16 protein-coding genes are annotated in these 19564 nt (G+C 60.9%); 3 read left to right on the top strand and 13 right to left on the bottom strand.

Going from position 1 to position 19564, the window contains the following annotated elements; genetic code table 11:
* Positions 1-34: 34 nt before the first annotated feature.
* The 10 genes from murC to mraZ all read right to left on the bottom strand — a co-directional run bounded on the left by murC (position 35) and on the right by mraZ (position 13405).
* Positions 35-1432 carry a UDP-N-acetylmuramate--L-alanine ligase gene (murC, locus tag KQ659_RS08605; RefSeq protein ID WP_216689161.1) on the bottom strand — a complete coding sequence of 466 codons (1398 nt, stop codon included), beginning with the start codon at positions 1430-1432 and terminating at the stop codon, positions 35-37.
* Between the two features lie 124 nt (positions 1433-1556).
* The gene (gene murG, locus KQ659_RS08600; RefSeq protein ID WP_216689162.1) at positions 1557-2663 is read right to left on the bottom strand and encodes an undecaprenyldiphospho-muramoylpentapeptide beta-N-acetylglucosaminyltransferase; all 1107 of its coding nucleotides are present in this window, start codon (positions 2661-2663) and stop codon (positions 1557-1559) included.
* 212 nt (positions 2664-2875) lie between these two features.
* Entirely contained in the window at positions 2876-4045 is a 1170-nt protein-coding gene (locus KQ659_RS08595) for an FtsW/RodA/SpoVE family cell cycle protein (protein WP_168674032.1), read from the bottom strand.
* Between the two features lie 150 nt (positions 4046-4195).
* Positions 4196-5554, bottom strand: coding sequence for a UDP-N-acetylmuramoyl-L-alanine--D-glutamate ligase (gene murD, locus KQ659_RS08590; protein ID WP_216689163.1), 1359 nt, complete (start codon positions 5552-5554; stop codon positions 4196-4198).
* Positions 5555-5642: 88 nt separating this feature from the next.
* Positions 5643-6863: a phospho-N-acetylmuramoyl-pentapeptide-transferase gene (gene mraY, locus KQ659_RS08585; protein WP_216689164.1), complete on the bottom strand. Its 1221-nt coding sequence runs from the start codon at positions 6861-6863 to the stop codon at positions 5643-5645.
* Positions 6864-7021: 158 nt separating this feature from the next.
* Positions 7022-8494, bottom strand: a complete 1473-nt coding sequence (locus KQ659_RS08580) for a UDP-N-acetylmuramoyl-L-alanyl-D-glutamate--2,6-diaminopimelate ligase (protein ID WP_216689165.1) — start codon at positions 8492-8494, stop codon at positions 7022-7024.
* A 98-nt stretch (positions 8495-8592) separates the two neighbouring features.
* Positions 8593-11061 (bottom strand): penicillin-binding protein, encoded by a 2469-nt coding sequence (locus tag KQ659_RS08575; RefSeq protein ID WP_216689166.1) that lies wholly within the window; start codon positions 11059-11061, stop codon positions 8593-8595.
* Complete coding sequence (locus tag KQ659_RS08570; protein WP_216689167.1) at positions 11058-11921, bottom strand: FtsL-like putative cell division protein; 864 nt, start codon at positions 11919-11921, stop codon at positions 11058-11060. Before KQ659_RS08570 ends, KQ659_RS08575 begins: the two co-directional genes overlap by 4 nt.
* A 78-nt stretch (positions 11922-11999) precedes the next feature.
* Positions 12000-12929, bottom strand: coding sequence for a 16S rRNA (cytosine(1402)-N(4))-methyltransferase RsmH (rsmH, locus tag KQ659_RS08565; RefSeq protein WP_216690716.1), 930 nt, complete (start codon positions 12927-12929; stop codon positions 12000-12002).
* Positions 12930-12931: 2 nt separating this feature from the next.
* On the bottom strand, positions 12932-13405 hold the full coding sequence (gene mraZ, locus KQ659_RS08560; protein ID WP_168674036.1) for a division/cell wall cluster transcriptional repressor MraZ: 474 nt from the start codon (positions 13403-13405) through the stop codon (positions 12932-12934).
* A 346-nt stretch (positions 13406-13751) separates the two neighbouring features.
* On the opposite strand from mraZ, the gene KQ659_RS08555 reads away from it, so the two are divergent.
* The 3 genes from KQ659_RS08555 to KQ659_RS08545 all read left to right on the top strand — a co-directional run bounded on the left by KQ659_RS08555 (position 13752) and on the right by KQ659_RS08545 (position 17159).
* Entirely contained in the window at positions 13752-14180 is a 429-nt protein-coding gene (locus KQ659_RS08555; RefSeq protein ID WP_216689168.1) for a hypothetical protein, read from the top strand.
* Between the two features lie 98 nt (positions 14181-14278).
* Positions 14279-16675 carry a TonB-dependent receptor gene (locus KQ659_RS08550; RefSeq protein ID WP_216689169.1) on the top strand — a complete coding sequence of 799 codons (2397 nt, stop codon included), beginning with the start codon at positions 14279-14281 and terminating at the stop codon, positions 16673-16675.
* Between the two features lie 97 nt (positions 16676-16772).
* The gene (locus KQ659_RS08545) at positions 16773-17159 is read left to right on the top strand and encodes a heavy-metal-associated domain-containing protein (RefSeq protein ID WP_216689170.1); all 387 of its coding nucleotides are present in this window, start codon (positions 16773-16775) and stop codon (positions 17157-17159) included.
* A 152-nt stretch (positions 17160-17311) separates the two neighbouring features.
* On the opposite strand, the gene KQ659_RS08540 is transcribed toward KQ659_RS08545, so the two are convergent.
* The 3 genes from KQ659_RS08540 to KQ659_RS08530 are packed head-to-tail and all read right to left on the bottom strand — an operon-like array spanning position 17312 to position 19255.
* Positions 17312-18055, bottom strand: a complete 744-nt coding sequence (locus KQ659_RS08540; protein ID WP_216689171.1) for a fatty acid desaturase — start codon at positions 18053-18055, stop codon at positions 17312-17314.
* Positions 18056-18385 (bottom strand): DHCW motif cupin fold protein, encoded by a 330-nt coding sequence (locus KQ659_RS08535; protein ID WP_216689172.1) that lies wholly within the window; start codon positions 18383-18385, stop codon positions 18056-18058. It lies immediately after the preceding gene.
* Between the two features lie 18 nt (positions 18386-18403).
* Positions 18404-19255 carry a 4-hydroxy-3-methylbut-2-enyl diphosphate reductase gene (locus tag KQ659_RS08530; protein ID WP_216689173.1) on the bottom strand — a complete coding sequence of 284 codons (852 nt, stop codon included), beginning with the start codon at positions 19253-19255 and terminating at the stop codon, positions 18404-18406.
* Positions 19256-19564 lie beyond the last annotated feature (309 nt).

Below are 19564 nucleotides of genomic sequence, written 5' to 3'. Positions count from 1 at the left end.
CGCTCAGCATGACGGTCTATAAGCCATTCATTGACTACTTCCAGCGCTCCGTCAGCATCAGTTTCAGCTGCGGCACCAGCGTATCAATATCCCCCGCGCCTACCGTGGCCAGCACATCGAAAGACGTGTCGGTTTGGACGGCGGCAAGGACTTGTTCTTTGGTCACGAGGGCTTTGGTGGGGGCGGTAATTTCAGCCAGAAGCATTTCGGCAGTTATGCCGGGTAGCGGCTTCTCACGGGCGGGGTAAATATCCAACAAAAACACCTCATCTGCAATACTCAAGCTCTTGGAAAAGCCGGCGGCAAAGTCGCGGGTTCGAGTGAACAGATGAGGTTGAAAAATGACGCGCAGGCGCTTGTTCGGGTAGAGTGCCCGCACCGAACGCAGGAAGGCTTCGATTTCGCGTGGATGGTGGGCATAATCATCTAAATAAACGTTTTCGGGCGCGGTCACCACGAATTCGAACCGGCGCTTCACGCCCCGATAGGCGGCCACGCCGGCGCGGAGCAGCTCCTCTCCTACTCCCTGCAATTGGGCTACGGCGGCGGCGGCCAGCATATTTTCGACGTTGTGGAAGCCGGGAACAGCAAGTTCCAGGCCAGGCACGGTGCTTTCGGGGCGATGCAGGTCGAAATGGAAGCGGTGGCCCGCGGCGGTGATGTTGGCGGCGTACAGCTCGGGGCCCTGCTCGGGCGAGAGACCGTAGCGGATGACGCGGGTGCCGGGCGGCACGGCGGCGGCCACGCTGGTATCGGCGGTATGATTGAGGAGAAGCGTGCCGCCGGGCTTAATCTGGGCCACAAACTGACGGAACGAATCAATGAGAGCCGCCTGGTTGCCGTAGATGTCGAGGTGGTCAGCGTCGGTGCTGGTCACGATGGCCACGTCGGGGAACAGGGTCAGGAAGCTGCGGTCGTACTCGTCGGCTTCGACCACGATGGGGGCTTCGGGCGTAGCGGGCAGTAGCAGGTTGCTGCCCAGGTTCACCGAAATGCCGCCGAGGAAGGCCCCGGCATCGAGGCCGGCGTGGTGCAGCAGATGGGCTACCATACTGCTGGTGGTGGTTTTGCCGTGGGTGCCGGCCACCGCGATGGTGTAGCGGCCCTGCGTCAGCACGCCCAGCACCTGGCTGCGCTTGCGGATGTCGTAGCCCTCGGCCCGCAGCCAGGCCCATTCCAGGCTGTCGGCCGGGATGGCGGGCGTGAGGATGACCAGCGTCTGGGAGCGGTTTTCGCGGATTTCGGCGGGAATATTTTCTACCGCGTCGGCGTAGTGAATGGCAATGCCTTCGGCAGTGAGGGCGCGGGTGAGGGGCGTTTCGGTTTTATCGTAGCCGCTCACCTGGTGGCCGTTGGCGCGGAACCAGCGGGCCAGGGCCGACATGCCGATGCCACCGATACCGAGGAAGAAAACGTAGGGAAACTGGTTCAAATTCGTTGCTTTATATTTTGTCGAAACGTCATGCCGAGCGCAGCCGAGGCATCTCGCTCGCTTCGTTGCAACGATTCAGTTACTGCTGCACGCGAGATGCTTCGGCTACGCTCAGCATGACGTTCTACTTATTAATTAACTTCAATAGCTCGTCCACAATCGTCACAGTTGCATCGGGGCGGGCCAGCTCATGCACGCGCAGGCTGAGCTGCTGCTGACGCTCGGGGTCGGCGAGCAGGCGCAGGGCTTCGTCGTAGAGACGGGCGGGGGCGTGCTCGTCGGTGATGAGCACGGCGGCACCTTTGCTGACCAGGGCCAGCGCGTTTTTGGTCTGGTGGTCTTCGGCTACGTTGGGCGAGGGCACCAGGATGCTGGCCTTGCCGGTGAGGCAAAGCTCGGACACCGACAGCGCCCCGGCGCGGCTGATGACGGTATCGGCGGCGGCGTAGGCCAGGTCCATGCGTTGGATGAACTCCAGGGCGTGGAGGCCGGCGGCCTGGTCGGCCTGCTGCTGGGCTTCGGGGAAGTAGAGCTTGCCGGTTTGCCAGAGCAGTTGGATGCCGGCTTCGAGCAGGCGCGGCAGCGCGGCGGCCGTAGCCTGGTTGAGGGTGCGCGCGCCGAGGCTGCCCCCGACAACCAAAATGGTTTTCCTGTTCGGGTCGAGGCCGAAGAAGTGTTGGGCCTCGGCGCGGTCGCCGCGGGAAATTTCGGTGCGGACGGGGTTGCCGGTGAGCACGAGCTTATCGGCGGGAAAGAATTTCTCCATGCCATCGTAGGCCACGCAGATACGATTTACGCGCTTGGCCAGCAGCTTATTCACGAGGCCGGCGTAGGAGTTCTGTTCCTGAATGAGCGAGGGAATGGCCCGCGAAGTAGCGGCCAGCAGTACCGGGGCCGAGGCGTACCCTCCCACCCCGACCACGGCATCGGGCCGGAACTCTTCAATCAGCCTCCCGGCCTTACGCACCGAGCGAATTACCCGCAACGGAAATATCAGGTTCTGGGGCGTGAGGCGGCGCTGCAGGCCGGTAATGTCGAGGCCCACTATTTTGTAGCCGGCATCGGGCACGCGGGTCATTTCCATGCGGCCGTTGGCCCCGACGAAAAGGATTTCGGCGTTGGGGTAACGAAACCGAATTTCATTGGCGATGGCCACGGCCGGGAAAATGTGCCCGCCTGTGCCGCCGCCGCTGATAATAATGCGCAACGGTTCGGTTGAATTCACAGCCATATAATTTGATTCTTCAAGTTTCCAGCGTGTCATCGGAACGCCAAACATTTCCAACGCAAATTCTTGAGCGTCTAATTCGGTGTCTTGGAGGTAATCAAACTGAGTACTTCCGTTGAGGTAACAGTACAAATAAGACCCTACCCCTGATGAGTCATTCTCAATTTCAAACCTTATTCCACCGTACTCGGCGGCCAGCACTTGCCGAGGTTTCATTAGTAGCTGACCGATACTTTGGGAATGCGGGCCGTGTCCTCCGGCTCGCCGGTCATGGGGCGGATTTCGCGTTCGCCCCGACTCACGGCCAAAATGATGCCGATGCTGATGCCGGTGAAGATAAGCGAGGTGCCGCCCATGCTCAGCAGCGGCAGCGGCAGGCCGGTGATGGGCCCGAGGCCCACGGCCACGCCCATGTTCACCAGCGCCTGCAAAACCAGGCTGAAACTGAGGCCCGCCGAGAGCAGGCCGCCAAACGCGCCGTAGCTGTTCATCACCGTTTTCAGCCCTCGATAGAGGAAGGCCAAGTAGAGGAACAGGATGACGAACCCGCCCAGCAGGCCATATTCTTCGATGATGACGGCGTAGATGAAGTCGGAATACGGGTGCGGCAGGATATTGCGCTCGGTGCTTTTGCCGGGGCCCTTGCCCACGATGCCGCCCGTGGCAATGGCGATGTAGCTGTGTTCCAGCTGAAAGGGCGTTTTCTTGGTTTTGTCGGTGAAGTTGGTAACGCGCGACATCACCGTGCCCAGGCGCTGGCCGGCGGCCAGGCCAATTCCGCCCAGCACCACGAAAATGCCCACCATCACGGCCATGTGCCGAAGCGGCACCCGGCCGATGAACATGAGCAGCATGCAGGTGGCAAACAGGAGCAGCGCCGTGGAGGCATTACTCAGAATGATGAGGCTGCAAATGGTGCCCACCCACAGCATCACCGGCAGCAGGGTCGATTTGAAGTCGTCGAGGTGCTGCTGGCGGCGGCTGAGCATGCTGGCCAGGTGCGAAATCAGCGCCAGCTTGGCCAAATCGGAGGGCTGGAAGGTCTGGTTAATTACCGGGATGGTCATCCAGCGCGAGGCCCCGTTAGTTTCGCCGCCCATGAAAAACGTGAACAGCAGCAGCGGCACCGAAATCAGCAGTGCGTAGAGCGACAGCCGCGAGTAGTGCCGGTAATCGATGCGATGGGCCAGCCACATGAAGAGCAGCCCCATCAATATCAGGCCCGTGTGCTTCAGGAGGAAGGCTTCGGTATTGCCGTTCATCTTCTTGTAGGCCAGCGTGCCGGTGGCCGAATACACCACGGCAATGCTGATGAACGAGAACAGCAGCACGATGGCCCACAGAATGGGGTCGCCTTTGAGGTTGCGTTGCAGCCAGTCTTTCATGAGTAAAATGGTGAGTGGTGAACTGGTGGGTAATTTTAGAACGTCATGCTTTATCTGGCGTCCGCGCAGCCGAAGCACCTCGCTCGCATCGTTCAACGATTAGATTAGTGGTGGCACGCGAGATGCCTCGGCTGCGCTCGGCATGACGTGCTATTTGCTTAGCTCCCCGACCGCCGCCGCAAACTGCTGGCCGCGGTCTTCGTAGTTTTTGAACAGGTCGAAGCTGGCGCAGCAGGGCGAGAGCAGCACGACGTCGCCGGGGGCGGCGAGGGCGGTGGCACGGGCCACGGCATCGGCCATGCTTTGGGTTTCCTCGACATGCGGGATGATGGGGTCGAAGGTGGCGCGGAGCTTGGCATTGTCGACGCCAAGGCAGACAAGGGCTTTCACGCGGTGCTCGGCCAGGTTGAGCAGGCTGCTGTAGTCGTTGCCCTTGTCGGTGCCGCCGGCAATCCAGACAATAGGCTGCTGAATGCCGTCGAGGGCGTACCAGGCGGCTTCCACGTTGGTCGCTTTACTGTCGTTGATGTAGCGCACACCGTTGATTTCGCCCACTGACTGCAGGCGATGGTCGGCGTTGTGGAAGGTGGCCAGGGCAGCCTCAATCTGCGCGGTTTCGAGGCCAGCCACGCGGGCGGCGAGCACGGCGGCCAGCGTGTTCTGGCGGTTGTGCTGGCCAATGAGGAGCGAGTTGGCGGTGCTTACCTTATTGGTTTTGCTGTAGTAGCCGGGCAGCATGTCCACGCACATCAGGTCGGTGGTTTCGTAGTAGGCTGCCAGGTGAATATCGGGCCGGTGGTGCAGGCTGAACGGCATTTGGTGCACCGGCCGCAACGCCGACTTAAAGTACCGCTGAATATTCTCATCATCAGCATTATAGATGAACGTGCCGCTGCTGTCCTGATTGCGCACGATGCGCAGCTTGGCCTGCGCATACTGCTCCAGCGAGTAGCCGTAGCGGTCGAGATGGTCGGGCGTGATATTGAGCAGGATGGCAATCCAGGGCTGGAAGTCGTGGGTATCATCGAGCTGGAAGCTACTGAGCTCCACCACGTAGTAGTCGTGCTTATCCTCAATCACCTGCTCGGCCAGCGAGTAACCTACGTTGCCGGCCAGGCCCACATTCAGGCCCGCGCTTTTCAGCAGGTGATGGATGAGCAGCGTGGTGGTGGTTTTGCCGTTGGTGCCCGTGATACAGATGCACCGGGCCCTGGTGTAGCGGCCAGCCAGCTCAATCTCGGAGATTATCGGGGTTTTCTTCTCGCGCAGCGCCTGGATAACCGGTGCTTTCTCCGGAATGCCGGGGCTTTTCACGACTTCATCGGCCGTCAGAATTTTATCCAGCGAGTGCTGGTTTTCCTCGAATTCGATGCCGGCTTCGGTGAGCTGCTGCTTATAATCGGGCTGGATGGGGCCGCGGTCCGACACGAAAACGGTGTGGCCTTTGGCCTGGGCCAGCAGGGCCGCGCCCACGCCGCTTTCGGCCGCTCCTAGAATGACAATGTGCATAGGGGAAGTAATTTCTCGCTGAGGTCCGCTGAGGGTTTCGCTGAGGTTCGCAGTGGACGAGCTCCGCGAACCTCAGCGAGAAAGATAATTAGCGCAATTTCAAGGTAACCAGGGTAATAACTGCCAGCATGATGCCGACAATCCAGAAGCGCGACACGATTTTCGACTCGTGGTAGCCCAGCTTTTGGTAGTGGTGATGCAGCGGCGACATGCGCAGCAGGCGGCGGCCCTCGCCGTATTTCTTACGGGTGTATTTAAAATACCCAACCTGCACAATAACCGACAGGTTCTCAACAAGAAACACTCCGCACAGAATCGGAATCAGCAGCTCTTTGCGCACGATGAGGGCCAGCACGGCAATGATGCCGCCCAGCGCCAGCGAGCCCGTGTCGCCCATAAAAACCTGCGCCGGGTAGCTATTGTACCAAAGAAACCCAATGCAGGCTCCCACGAAAGCCGTACAGAAAATAACCAGCTCGCCCGAATCGGGAATGAACATAACATCCAGATAATCAGCCAACAACGCATTGCCACTCACGAAAGCGAAAATAGCCAGCGTGATACCGATGATGGCCGAAGTGCCTGCCGCCAGCCCGTCGAGGCCGTCGGTAATGTTGGCCCCGTTGCTCACGGCCGTAATCAAGAAAATGACGATGGGGATGTAGAGCAGTCCGTAGAGGCCGTTGAAAATTGTGCCCGCTGAGGCGAATAAATCGCCGTAATTCAGCTCGTTGTTCTTCATAAACGGCACCGTGGTAATCATCAGGTGCACGTCTTTGAATACTTTACTGGATTCAATCGCCGAAAAAGTGCCGTTGGGCAGCAGATACTCGCGCACCGTGATTTCGTTGCTATAGAACAGGACCCAGCCCACCGTGATGCCCAAGCCCACCTGCCCCAGCACTTTGAAGCGGCCGCTCAGCCCCTCCTTGTTCTTGCGAAACACCTTGATGTAGTCGTCCAGGAAGCCAATCAGACCCAGCCACACCGTACTCATAATCATGAGGATGATGTAGATATTGCGGAGCCGGCACAGCAAAATAACCGGCACCAGAATGGCCAGAATGATGATGAGGCCGCCCATCGTGGGCGTACCTTTCTTCTCGTTCTGACCTTGCAGGCCGAGGTCGCGGATGCTTTCGCCCACCTGCTTCATTTGCAGCACCCGAATCAGGCGGTGCCCGAAAATCTGGGCGATGAGCAGGGAAATGACAACCGCCAGCCCGGCGCGGAATGTGGTGTACTGGAACACGCCGGTTCCCGCCAGGTGGTAATGTTCGTGCAGGTAACGGAAGAGGTAATAAAGCATTCGGTAAGCGGTTCTTGGCGGATGTCGTCTGCCGGTCCGACCGCCCTAGGCGGTCGGACCGATTATTGGGCGAACGATGGCCGGGGGTTGTCGTTCGGGAATTGTTCACACTTCAACCGGTCCGACCGCCTAGGGCGGTCGGACCGGCAAGCGGCGCGCTATTTATTCAGCTCAGCAAAAATTTCGACAAGAATCAGCTTGTCATCAAAAGGCATTTTCACGCCGCTAATCTCCTGATAATTTTCGTGGCCCTTGCCGGCGACCAGTACAATATCGTGCGGACCGGCCAGGCGCACAGCGGCTTCGATGGCGGCGCGGCGGTCGGGCACGGTCTGGACTTTGGCCGAATCGGGGGCCGTCACACCGGCCGCCATCTGGGCCAGGATTTCGGCGGGGTCCTCGAAACGGGGGTTATCAGAGGTGAGGATGACTTTGTTGGAAAGCCGGGCGGCCAGGTTGGCCATGATGGGGCGCTTGGCCGCGTCGCGGTTGCCGCCGCAGCCCACCACCGTGATGATGTGCTGGCTGGGCTGGCGGATTTCGTGCAGGGTTTGCAGCACGTTCTCCAGCGCGTCGGGCGTGTGGGCGTAGTCGATAATGCCCGTGATGCTTTGCTGGCCCGACAGCACCGACTCGAAGCGGCCGGGCGCGGTGGTCAGGCCCGAGAGGATGGTGAGAACCTCGGTGGGGTCCTCGCCCAGCAGCACGGCCGCGCCGTACACGGCCATCAAATTGTAGGCATTGAACACGCCGATGAGACGGAAAAGAATTTCGCGGCCGTCGACTTCGAGGTGCAGGCCGTGGACTTCATTGGCCACCAGCTTGGCGCGAAAATCGGCAGCCCCGCGCAGCGAGTAGGTGGCGCGGCGGGCCACGGTGTTTTGCAGCATCACCGGGCCGCGCTTGTCGTCGGCGTTGGTGAGGGCGAAGGCGGTTTTGGGCAGCGCGTCGAAGAAGCCCTTTTTAGCCTTCAGGTAATTATCGAACGTGCCGTGGTAGTCGAGATGGTCGTGGGTGAGGTTGGTGAAGACGCCGCCCGCGAAGCGCAGCCCCGTGATGCGGTGCTGCGCCACGGCGTGGCTGCTCACCTCCATGCAGGCGTGGGTGCAGCCGGCCCCTACCATGCGGGCCAGCAGCGCATTCAGCCGAATGGCATCGGGCGTGGTGTGGGTGCTCGGGATGACTTCCTCGTCAATCTGGTTCTGCACCGTGCTCAGCAGGCCGGCGTGGTAGCCCAGCTCGCGGAATAGCTTGTGCAGCAGCGTGGCGCAGGTGGTTTTGCCGTTGGTACCCGTTACGCCAACCAGCGTGAGCTGGCGCGAGGGATGGCCGTGAAACGCCGCCGCCACATGGCCCAGTGCCTCGGCCGAATCGGCTACCAGCACGTAGGTCGTGGCGGGGTTCAGCACGGCCGGCAGCTCTTCGCAGATAACGGCGGCCAGCCCTTTTGCCACCGCGCCTTCGATGAACCGGTGGCCGTCGGTGGCCGTGCCGCGCAGGGCGCAGAAGGCCACGCCCGGCCCGGCTTCGCGCGAGTCGAGGGTGAGGCCGGTGATGGGCACGTCGGTGGAACCGTGCTGGGCGAGCACGTTCACGTCGGTAAGCAGGGAAAAGAGCGGCAGGGAAATCATCCTTTGAGTTAGGAGTTAAGAGTTAAAGGTTAAGAGTTATGGGTTGTCTGATTTGATTTTTTCAACTTTTAACTCTTGACCTTTAACTCTTAACTGATTCAAGCGCGGCGCACGGCGGGTTTAGCCGGCGCGGGCTTTTTGGGGTTTTTGCCCGCAGCGGACTGGCGGGAATCTTTGGATTTATCGGTAGCTTTTGCGCCTCCGGTTGCTGCTGGCCGGGCAGCTGGCGAGACAGTGGCGGGCTTGGCCGTGGGCTTGCCGGCTTTAGCATTGGGCTTCACGCCGGCCGAGCGTTCAGCCACGGCGGCCTGCACGTGGGCCTTCTCGCCATCGGAGAAGGAACGGCGGGCTTTGGCGGGCTCCATATCCACGGGCACCAGCAGCTTGTTCTCGGCCAGGTCGGTGTGCTCGGGCTCGGGCAGGGCTACGGGCGCGGCGATGCGGGGGCCGGATTCTTCCAGTTTCAGCGTAATCAGGTCGCCGCGCTTGATGGGCGAGCCCGGGGCCAGCGACTGCTCACGCACCCGGCCCGAGCCCACGGCCCGCACGTGCAGGCCCCGGTTTTCGAGCAGGAAAAGAGCATCGCGCAGGCTCAGGCCCCGGGCCTGCGGCACGCGGTTGGGGCGCACAGGATTCACTACCAACGTCACGGTGCGGGCGTGGAAAGCGGTGTCGGAAGCGCCGCGTACCCACTCCTCGCCGCCGGTGGCCTGGGTGTTGCCCACCAGGCCCAGCCGCTGACACACGAGGGCCAGTTCGTCCTGCATACCGGCGCGCACCAGCGGCACGTGGCTCTTGTTCAGGCGGGCCTTGGCCAGCAGCGGGCGCTGGCTGAGCAGGTCGCGGGCCATGCACTTGTCGGCCACCTCGCGGAACACCGGCGCGGCCACGTCGGCCCCGTAGATGCGGCCGTTGCGGGGCGAGTCCACCACCACGATGCAGCTGTACTTCGGCTTATCGGCCGGGAAATAGCCCACGAAGCTGGTCGAATACGTCTTGGTGTACTGCCCGTTCTTGAATTTCCAGGCCGTGCCGGTTTTGCCGGCAATGCTGTAGTCCTTGGGGCGGATGCTGCGGGCCGTACCGGCCGTCACCACCCCTTCCATCATCGACTTCACCTTAATCAGCGTAGCGTCCGAGCAGATTTTGGGGTTCAGCACCTTGGTTTCGTTGTGCATCAGCACCTGGTCGGCCTGCTTGATTTCGCGCACAATCATGGGCTGCACTTTCACGCCGCCGTTGGCAATGGCGTTGTAGAGGGCCAGCGTTTGCAGCGGGGCCAGCTTCAGCTCGTAGCCAATGCTCATGGTGGTGAGCGAGGTGCGGCTCCAGCTGCGGTCCTTGGTATCCTTCACGTAGGGCAGCGCCTCACCGGTCATCTGGAAACCCAGCGGCTTATCCAAGCCGAATTTCTTCAGGTAATCGGTGTACTCACTGGGGTTGCGCGAGAAGTATTTATCGACCAGCTTGGCCACGCCGATATTACTCGATTTCTCAAATACTTGCTGCACCGTGATGCGGCCGTAGCCGTGCGAGTCTGATTTCACGGCCCCGCCCACGTACATTCGGCCGTTGCCGGTGTCCACAATGTCGTCGAGCGTGAGCTCCGGATGCGCCTCAAACAGCGCCATCATCGAGGCCAGCTTAAAAGTGGAGCCCGGCTCGGTCCGGCCCTGGTCGGCAAAGGCGTAGTTGTAGTCCTCCTTATAGGTATCGTCCGACGCCTTGCCGAGGTTAGCCACGGCCTTGATTTCACCGGTGGCCACTTCCATCAGAATCACGCAGCCATACTGGGCATTGTTATCAACCAGCGACTTGTAGAGGGCATTTTCGGCCACGTCCTGCAAGTTGATGTCGAGCGTGGTTTTCACGTCGTAGCCCGGCAGGGGCTTGATTTCAGTGCCGTCGTACACCGGCTTCACGCCGCCGGGCACACGCTCAAACAGCGCCTCGCCCGACTTCCCGGCCAGGCTCTGCTCAAAGGTGTACTCCAGGCCCGCGCCGTGCTTGTCCTCGTTCACGAAGCCGATGGTGCGCTGCGCCAGCCCGCCAAATGGCCGAAAACGCTTATCCACCTTCTCAAAAATGGCTCCACCCCGGTTACGCCGCTCACGGAATACCGGCCAGGTGGCCATCAGCTTCTTCTCCTGAAAATTGATTTGCCGGGAGTTGAGGCGGATGTAGCGCTGCTTGGCCGAGTGCGCGTTCACCAGCCGGCGGCGATATTCCTGCACGCTGCGGTCGCCGAAAAAATGCGACAAGTGCCAGGCCAGCGAGTCAATTCCGGCCCGAAACACCCCGTCCTCCACCACGCCCGGGTCCCAGGCCACGCGGTAAAATGGCAGCGAAGTCGCCATAATACTCTCATTATCGGAGTAAATATTACCCCGCGTGGCTGGCACCGACTGGTAGCTGATGCGCCGCTCCTGCTCCAGAGCGCGCCACTTGGCCCCCTCCTGAAACTGAATTTTGGTTGCCTTCCAGAAAATGGCGCACGAAAACACGGCCACCCCCAAAAAAGCCAGCCGCACCCGCGTAACTATCGACTTCTTAACGCTGCCTTTCATCGGTTACGGGCTTTAACGGCCTGCTTATCTGCTGATTGTTTCTTGTGCGAGCTTGTGCTTTTTTGTGCCTTATTCTTATGGTCGGGCTTATTAATGACAGCACGGTGCGAAGCTTGCGGCGCTGCTATCCGGGTCGGCACAGAGTCGCCATCCAGCGCCTGGGGCGGAGCAATGATTTCGGGACCACTATCCTCGTCGCTGCCATCGACCGGACGGCGGCGGCCGGCCAGCTGGTCGGCGCGCAGGGCGGCGGTGGAGTCGCGGGCGGCGCGGGCGGCCAGCGTATCGGCCGTGAGCACGGGCATCAGCTCCAATTCGGCGGCGTCGAGATGGCCGGCCGGAACCGTGATGCGGAAAGGCGGCGACGAGCTTTCGACCAGCCCGATGGCGGCCACTTTGCGGGCCACCTCGCTTTGCTTGCTGGCCTCCATGTAATCCGATTTCAGGGTAGTGTAGTCGGCCCGCAGGTCTTCAGTTTCCTGTTTGAGGCGCTGAATGTTGCGGTTCATGCGGTTGCCGTAGTGCGTGTTGCCGATGTAGAGCAGCACCAGCAGCATCACAAACAGCAGATGCGGCAGGAAGCGTACGGGCAAGCCTTCCCGAAACAGGCCGTCCACGCTCGTGGCGCGGTCGAGCAGCGAAAACAGGCTCCATGAGCTGCGCGGGGCTATTTCGGTAGCAGGCTCGCGGCGAGGCTTCTCACGCTTTGGGGCAGCGGGGGCCGGGGCAGGCTCCGGCGCGGGGGCCACGTATTCGGCCACGGGGGGCGCGGGGGCTTCCTCCGGCTCGGGCGCGGCTACCGGACGCGGCACGTTTGCGCGGCGCGGGGCATCGGTGGGACGGAGCGTATTAGCGGCCATTGACTTCAATTAAAAATTAAAAATTGATGGGCAACAGGACTAGGGTTGAATCCATTTTTAATTGGTCATTTTTAATTTTTAATTCTCTGTCCGGATTGCAACCCGCAATTTAGCACTTCGGGCGCGGCTATTCAGCGCGACTTCGGCCGGGTCGGCTTCTTCAGGTTTGCGGTTCACGGCTTCAAAGGGCTTGCTTTCATTGCCGAAGAAGTCTTTATCGACGGTTCCGAAGAATTTACCCTTCGCGATGAAGTTTTTCACCAGTCGGTCTTCCAGCGAATGGTAGCTCATCACCACCAGCCGACCACCGGGGCGCAGCACGTCGGCCGTTTGCAGCAGCATTTCCTGCAAGGCCTGCATTTCCTGGTTAACCTCGATGCGCAGGGCCTGGAAAACCTGGGCCAGATACTTGTTTTCCTTGCCGCGCGGCGTGCAGGGCACAATGGCCTGCTTGAGCTCAGCAATGGTTTCGAGGCGGCGGCCGCGCCGAGCCGCGCCCACGGTGGCGGCCAGCGTACGGGCGTTGGTCACCTCGCCGTACATACCAAAAATGCGGTGCAGGTCGGCTTCCTTATAATCGTTGAGGATATCGGCGGCCGTGAGCGGGCCGTCGGGGTCCATGCGCATATCCAGCGGGCCGTCGAAGCGGGTCGAGAAACCGCGCTCGGGCGTGTCGAACTGGTGCGAGCTCACCCCCAGGTCGGCCAGCAGGCTATCCACGGGTAGCCCGCCAATCTGCTGTAGCTCAGCGAATAAGTCCCGGAAGTTGGCTTTCACAAACGTAAACTGCGGGCGGGCCAGCTTGGCCGCCTCGGCTTCGGCATCGGCGTCCTGGTCGAAGCTGAAGAGGTGGCCGGTAGTGAGTTTTTCGAGGATGCGGGCCGAATGGCCGCCACCGCCAAAGGTCACGTCGACATAGCGCCCATCGGGCTGTAAGTCCATGGCGGCCAGGCACTGGGCCAGCATTACGGGGCGGTGATAGGCCTGGTCGTTATCGTATTCGGTCATGCTCATGCGGCCAGGCCGGCGAGCGGCGGGGTTTCAACAGATAAAAACTTCTGGGCCAGCTTACTAAAGCTTTGCTGGTCCTTGATGAGGAACTCGTCGTAGCGGGCCGGGTCCCATATTTCACAGCGGTTGCCCAGGCCCACGATAATGGCCTCCTTCTCGATACCAGCGTAGCGCAACATGCTGCGCGGCAACATAAAACGGCTGATGCTGTCGAGCTCTACCTCGGTCATGCCCCGGAAAAAATTGCGCTGAAACTGCCGGTATTCCTCGTTGAACTCGTCCAGCGCCATCACCTTTTCGTGAATCACGCCCCAGGCGGCCCGCGGATACAGCACCAGACAGGGCTCGAAGCCCCGCACCAGCACCAGCTGGTTGCCCGATTCCTCGGGCAGATTCCCCTTCACTTTGGCCGGCAATACCAGCCGCCCCTTCGGGTCGAGCTTGCATTCGTATTCGCCGGAGAGCAGGTTCATGGGCACGGGTGGCCGGGTGGAGAAGCGGCGACATTAGCAAATGTACGGGAACCCCCTCAAAAACCAACCACGATTTACCATTTCCTACCACAAATGCAAAACTGCCTTTAGAGCGTTTAAATGCAGTTTTTGAATACTTCAACTGGTGCTGCCGGCATTATGGGACTGCGTTTGCAGAGTGTTTACCAGAATGTCAGGGCGGTTATGGGCAACAGATGAAGCCCGGCGACTTGGGGCACCGCCTTCAGCTTGTGCCGGGACCGCGCCACGATAAACAAGCCGAAGCCGGTGCCCCAGTCGTCGGGCTCCCACCGTACCTTTGCGGGTAGCTATGCGCCCTCATTCATTGTCCCTTCGCCTCGCCAGTGTTCTGCTGGCCGTGCTGGTGCTCATCACCTCGGTGGGCCTCACGGTGCAGCGCCTGACCTGCCGCATGAGCGGCCGGAGCATGGTGGCCGTTTCCGTAGCTGGTCGGGCCGAGCTGCGCGGCTGCGTAGGCGAGCTGGCCCCGGCCACCCCCAAAGCCTCGGATGGCTGCTGCGATTTTAGCAAGCTCGAGCATAAGCTGAGCAGCCCGGTGCACGAGCTGGCCACCAAAACTCTGGTGCCGGCTCCGGCGCTGACGGGTATCGTGCCGCCCCTGGGCGGGCCGGTAGCCCCGGCCGCCGGGGCCGTGCGAGCCAATGCCGGCCCGCGCTGGTTTGCAGCCGATGCCTCGCCCCCACCCCTCGGGGGCCGGGCACTGCTGACCTTCGCCTGCACGTTGGAAGTCTAGGTTTTTTCTGAGCAACTCCCTTGCTGCGTTGACGGCGAAGGGAGGTGTCGCGGCATCTATCGCGTTGATTCATCAGAAACACCTAACTTCCAGACATTATGATATTTATCGGCGGTATTATTCCGCATCTGCGGCTTTCGACCCTGTTGCTGGTACTGCTGCCGGCCGGGCAGGCCGCCGCGCAGTCGTCGGCCATTGCGCCGGTGCGCGGCGAAGTGACCGAGGCCGGCAAGGCCACTCCCCTACCCGGCGCGGTGCTGCGCTGGCTCTACGACGCGGCCGATGGCGGTGCGCCGGTTATCACCACCACTTCGGACGCGGGCGGACACTTTACGCTGGTGCGGCCGGCGCGGGCGACCTCGCGGCTGGTGGTGCAGGCCCTGGGCTACCGGCCGGATACGCTGGCCGTGCCCGCCACCGGCGCGCCCTACCTGCGGGTGGGCCTGCGCGCTGGGGCCGAACTGGGCGAAGTAGTGGTGACGGACCGCGCCCCGGCCTACTCGTCCCTCACGCCGGCCAATGTGCAGATGATTTCGGGCCGCGACCTCACCAAATCGGCCTGCTGCAACCTGGCCGAAAGCTTCGAAACCAACGCCTCGGTGGAAGTCACAACTTCCGATGCCGTGTCGGGGGCGAAGCAGATTCAGCTGCTCGGGCTCGATGGCAGCTACTCGCTGCTGACCGTGGACAACCAGCCGGCCCTGCGCGGGCTGGCCGCTCCCTACCGCCTGGGCTACCTGGCCGGCCCCTGGATTGAGAACATCGAAATCATTAAGGGCACGGGCTCGGTGGTGAATGGCTACGAGGCTATCTCGGGGCAGGTGAACGTGAAGCTGAAAGAGCCGGAAAAGACGGACCAGCTGCTGTTCAATGCCTACGCCAACGACCTCGGCAAATTCGATGTCAATCTGAACGCCTCGGCCCGCATCAGTCCGAAGTGGAGCACGGTGCTGCTGCTGCACACCGACCACCTCGGCAACCGCCTGGACCGGAACAAGGACGGCTTCCTCGATTTGCCGCTGGCCACGCAGTTCAACGCCTTCAATAAGTGGAAGTACGTCTCGGGCCACGGCATTGTGAGCGAGGTGGGCCTGGGCGCGCTACGCGAAACCCGGCAGGGCGGGCAGCTTGATTTCCGCGATACGGGCAAAGCCGCATTCACGCAGAATTATGGCACCACGCAGGCCACTACCCGCTACACCGGCTACGCCAAAACGTCCTACACCTGGCCCGCACGCCCCTTCCAGAGCCTGGGCCTGCTGCTCACCGGCACCGACCACGACTTCACCTCGCGCTACTCCTACGGCTACCAGACGCTTCATACCAACCACGACCCCAGCCTGCCGGCCTACTTCGTCAGCAACCGTACGTCGCGGGCCTACGATGGAAATCAGCGCACCGGCCTGGCCACGCTGCTGTTCCAGAGCGCCCTCGGCAATACGGCCCACGTCTACCGCACGGGGCTGAGCTTTCTCTACGACAACTACGATGAGCGCCTGACCGCCGGCCGTAGCTACAGCACCGAAACGCCCGCCCAAACCGAGGCCCGCGAGCACCGCCTGCGCCGTGAGCTGGTGCCCGGGGCCTTTGCCGAATACACCTACCAGAACAGCCGCAACCTGACCGTAGTAGCCGGCCTGCGCGCCGACCGCCACAACCTCTACGGCTGGCAAATTACGCCCCGCCTCAACGTGAAGTACGACGTGCTGAAAAATACGGTATTGCGCGCCGCCGCAGGCAGCGGCTTCCGCGTGGCCAACCCCGTTGCCGACAATGCCGCCATGCTGGCCAGCGCCCGCGAGTTCATCATCGGCCCCAATCTGCGGCCCGAAAAGGCCTGGAACATGGGCGGTAGCGCCACGCAGTACTTCACGGCGCTGGGCCACCCGGCCACCTTAATCCTCGACTACTACCACACCGAATTCTCGAACCAGGTGGTGGCAGATATGTACACCTCGCCCGATATCATTGCCCTTGATAACCTGCAGCCCGGGGGCCGCTCCTTCGCCCGCAGCATGCAGGCCGAGCTGCAGGTGGAGCCGCTGAAAGGCCTGCAGGTGAAGGGTGCCTACAAGTACCTCGACGTTCGCACGACCTACGACAACGTGTTGCTGCCCAAGCCCCTCACCCCGGCCCACCGCGCTTTCCTTAACCTGGGCTACGCCAGTGCCTTCGATAAGTGGCGGGCCGATTTCACGGTACAGTGGTTTGGGCAGCGGCCAGTGGCGCATATCGGCAGCACGCACGCCCACGGCACAGGCCAGGAATACGCGCCCGAAACCGCGCCGCGCTACGCCCTGCTCAACACCCAGCTCACGCGCGCCTTCAAGCGGCTGGAGGTGTACGCGGGCGTCGAAAACATCAGCAACTACCGCCAGCCCAACCCCATTGAAGGCGCGGCTAACCCCTTCGGGCCCACGTTTGATGCCGCCATGGTGTGGGGGCCAGTGTATGGCCGCGTGACTTACGCGGGCCTGCGCTATCGCATTGAATAGCAGTGTGCGGCAAGCTTTAGCTGGCACCGCATAACCAATTTTTCCGGCAGCAATTTTGTTAGCTGACCATCACCCCGACTTTACTTCATTCCTACATATGAAATCCCTCCTCGCCCTCCCGTTTTTCGCCCTCCTCAGCCTCACTTCTACCGCCCAGACCCAGACCCAAGCCCAAACCGTTCCCGCAGCCGTACAAGCCGCCACCAACGGCACCGCCACGGCCCAGTTCAAAACCTCGGCCGTGTGCGACATGTGCAAAGCCCGCATCGAAAAGAGCCTCGCCTATGAAAAAGGCGTGCAAAGCGCCGTGCTCGACGTGCCCACCAAAGTTCTCACCGTGACGTACAAAGCCGACAAAACCACTCCGGCCGCCCTGCGCACCGCCGTGCAGAAAACCGGCTACGATGCCGACGAGCTCACCGCCGATGCCCGCGCCTACAACCGCCTGCCCGACTGCTGCAAGAAAACCAACCCAACTCACTAGACCACGGATTAGCACGGATTTTAGCGGATTTCACGGATTTTGTGAACGTTCCCCGCCGTCTTGTGTATCAAAAAAAGGCTTGCCAAATGGCAAGCCTTTTTTTAGTCAACAGTTACCGTCCACAAAATCCGTGAAATCGGCTAAAATCCGTGCTAATCCGTGTTCTTCGTCCGCCACAGCCGCCACCATGGCAAATAGGGCTGGTCGTGGTGTTCGTAGTGATAACCAAAGAAATAGCAGCTTACAAACGCCCATAGGTGGTGCCGAAACTGGCTGCGCGACTTGTGCAGATTATCAACCGCGTGCTCGCCCCGGTGCGGCAGGTAGGTACCGAAAAAGAACAGCTGAAGCGTAGCCAGCACCGCCGGTATCATCCAGAAGGCGATGACGTTGGCCTGCGGGAAAAACAGCTTCAGCACGTTGTAGGTCGCGGCCATCAGCAGCACCTGCCACCAGGTCACGTAGTTCCAGGCGAAGCGCAGGAACCAGGGCAGGAAACCAGGGTGGCGACCGTCGTGAAAATCGGGGTCGTCCTGGGTGCCGACGTGGCGGTGATGGGCGTGGTGCTTCGCCAGCATGCCAGGGAACCAGTTGAAGGCAAACAAGCCGGCGGCCAGCGTACCCAGCGCGTTATTGAGGCGCTTATTGGGGCTCACTACGCCGTGCATGGCATCGTGCGCCGTAATGAACAGGCCCGTATAGAGGTGCGTTTGCAACAGGGCCAGCAGGTAGGGCGCGGGCGAGTGCCAGTCGGGCTCGTACCACGCCAGCAGAAAGCCCAGCAGCGCCGCCCACAGCACCAGAATCAGCTCTCCAATGACCGCGCCGGTAGTGCCAATGGGCGTGGGGGCTACACGCCGGGCGGCCACCGGGGCCGATGTTGCCAGCGCCTCCATTCAGTCGACAATAAAAAGTGAAGCCCCGCCCAGGCTGCGGCTGCGGTGCGCCTCGGCACCGTCGGCTACCTGGTAGCTCATGCCCGGCGTGAGGGAGAATGTGCGGCCATCGGCTAGCTCGGTCAGTAGCTCGCCGGCCGTTACCAGCAGGAAATGCCCTTTCTGGCACCAATGGTCGGCCAGGTAGTTGGGGCTATAATCCACCATGCGCACCCGCACCGGGCCAAACTGCCGGGTGCGCCAGGTAGCCACGCCAGTAGTGCCGGCATGCTCCACCCCCGCTACTGTCGACCAATCTGTTACGCCGAAAGGCAAGTCCAGTATCTGCATGATTAATCCGTTAAAGCCCTACAGGCTCAGCAGCCGGTCGCGCACCTGCTCCATTAGCCACATGGGGGTACTGGTAGCACCACAAATGCCCACCGACTGCCCCGGCGCAAACCAGACCGCGTCGATTTCGCCCAAGTTGGAGATGAAATGCGTTTGCGCATTGGTTTCCTTGCAGACCTGGTAGAGCACCTTGCCGTTGGAGCTTTTGGTGCCCGACACAAACACAATCTGGTCGTACTGCGCGGCGAAGCGGCGCAGGTCCTTGTCGCGGTTGCTCACCTGCCGGCAGATGGTGTCATTGGCATTCACCTGGTAGCCACGGGTTTCCAGTTGGTTCTTGATATTGTAGAAGCTGTTGGTGCTCTTGGTAGTCTGGCTGTAGAGGGTGATATTCTCGGGCAGCTCATGGCTCAGCAGCTCGTCGAGGCTTTCGAAAACGACGGCGTTGCCGCTGGTCTGGCCCAGCAGGCCCAGCACTTCGGCGTGGCCGTGCTTGCCGTAGATGAAAATCTGCTCTTTTTTATCGTAGCTGGTTTTGATGCGGTTTTGCAGCTTGAGCACCACCGGACAGCTGGCATCAATTAGGGTCAGGTTGTTCTCCAGGGCCATCTGGTAGGTGGCCGGGGGCTCACCGTGGGCCCGGATGAGCACGGCCTCGTCGCGCAGCTCGGCCAGCTGCTCGTGGCAGATAATGCGCAGGCCGCGCGCTTCCAGACGTTGCACCTCTTCATCGTTGTGCACGATATCGCCCAGGCAATAGAGGTAGCCTTGCTCATCGAGCAGGTCTTCGGCCATTTGAATGGCGTATATAACACCAAAGCAAAAGCCGGAGTTAGGGTCAATTCGGACGCTGAGCGACAGGTTCGGCATAGGACCTCGGTAACCGGTAACCTACCCGCAAGGTTGCGTAAAGAAGGCCGGATGGCCGAAAATACGTAATTCTTACCTAATTCAGTTTGCCTTAGACCAAAATCAGGTTGAACGCATATAAATTTTGAGAACTGAATCCAGCCTGCCAGGGTACTTTTTTATTTTGGACCTGACGCTTTTTTAAAACCTAAAATGCCCTGTGAGACAATGGAGGCCCATGACTCCATTTATATGCGTTCAACCTGGACCAAAATGAAGCAAATGCCTAAACTTGTACTATGCGCGCAGCGGGGGTATTTGTTGAACGGT

The sequence above is a fragment of the Hymenobacter siberiensis genome (assembly GCF_018967865.2).
GTDB classification, from domain to species: Bacteria; Bacteroidota; Bacteroidia; order Cytophagales; family Hymenobacteraceae; genus Hymenobacter; species Hymenobacter siberiensis.
Note: the sequence above shows the minus strand (reverse complement) of the source record. Positions and strands in the feature narration are given on the sequence as shown.

Coding starts and splice junctions, on each gene's coding strand:
- murG (WP_216689162.1), bottom strand. CDS start 2,663: ATGGCTGTGAATTCAACCGAACCGTTGCGCATTATTATCAGCGGCGGC.
- KQ659_RS08595 (WP_168674032.1), bottom strand. CDS start 4,045: ATGAAAGACTGGCTGCAACGCAACCTCAAAGGCGACCCCATTCTGTGG.
- murD (WP_216689163.1), bottom strand. CDS start 5,554: ATGCACATTGTCATTCTAGGAGCGGCCGAAAGCGGCGTGGGCGCGGCC.
- mraY (WP_216689164.1), bottom strand. CDS start 6,863: ATGCTTTATTACCTCTTCCGTTACCTGCACGAACATTACCACCTGGCG.
- KQ659_RS08580 (WP_216689165.1), bottom strand. CDS start 8,494: ATGATTTCCCTGCCGCTCTTTTCCCTGCTTACCGACGTGAACGTGCTC.
- KQ659_RS08575 (WP_216689166.1), bottom strand. CDS start 11,061: ATGAAAGGCAGCGTTAAGAAGTCGATAGTTACGCGGGTGCGGCTGGCT.
- KQ659_RS08570 (WP_216689167.1), bottom strand. CDS start 11,921: ATGGCCGCTAATACGCTCCGTCCCACCGATGCCCCGCGCCGCGCAAAC.
- rsmH (WP_216690716.1), bottom strand. CDS start 12,929: ATGACCGAATACGATAACGACCAGGCCTATCACCGCCCCGTAATGCTG.
- mraZ (WP_168674036.1), bottom strand. CDS start 13,405: ATGAACCTGCTCTCCGGCGAATACGAATGCAAGCTCGACCCGAAGGGG.
- KQ659_RS08550 (WP_216689169.1), top strand. CDS start 14,279: ATGATATTTATCGGCGGTATTATTCCGCATCTGCGGCTTTCGACCCTG.
- KQ659_RS08545 (WP_216689170.1), top strand. CDS start 16,773: ATGAAATCCCTCCTCGCCCTCCCGTTTTTCGCCCTCCTCAGCCTCACT.
- KQ659_RS08540 (WP_216689171.1), bottom strand. CDS start 18,055: ATGGAGGCGCTGGCAACATCGGCCCCGGTGGCCGCCCGGCGTGTAGCC.
- KQ659_RS08535 (WP_216689172.1), bottom strand. CDS start 18,385: ATGCAGATACTGGACTTGCCTTTCGGCGTAACAGATTGGTCGACAGTA.
- KQ659_RS08530 (WP_216689173.1), bottom strand. CDS start 19,255: ATGCCGAACCTGTCGCTCAGCGTCCGAATTGACCCTAACTCCGGCTTT.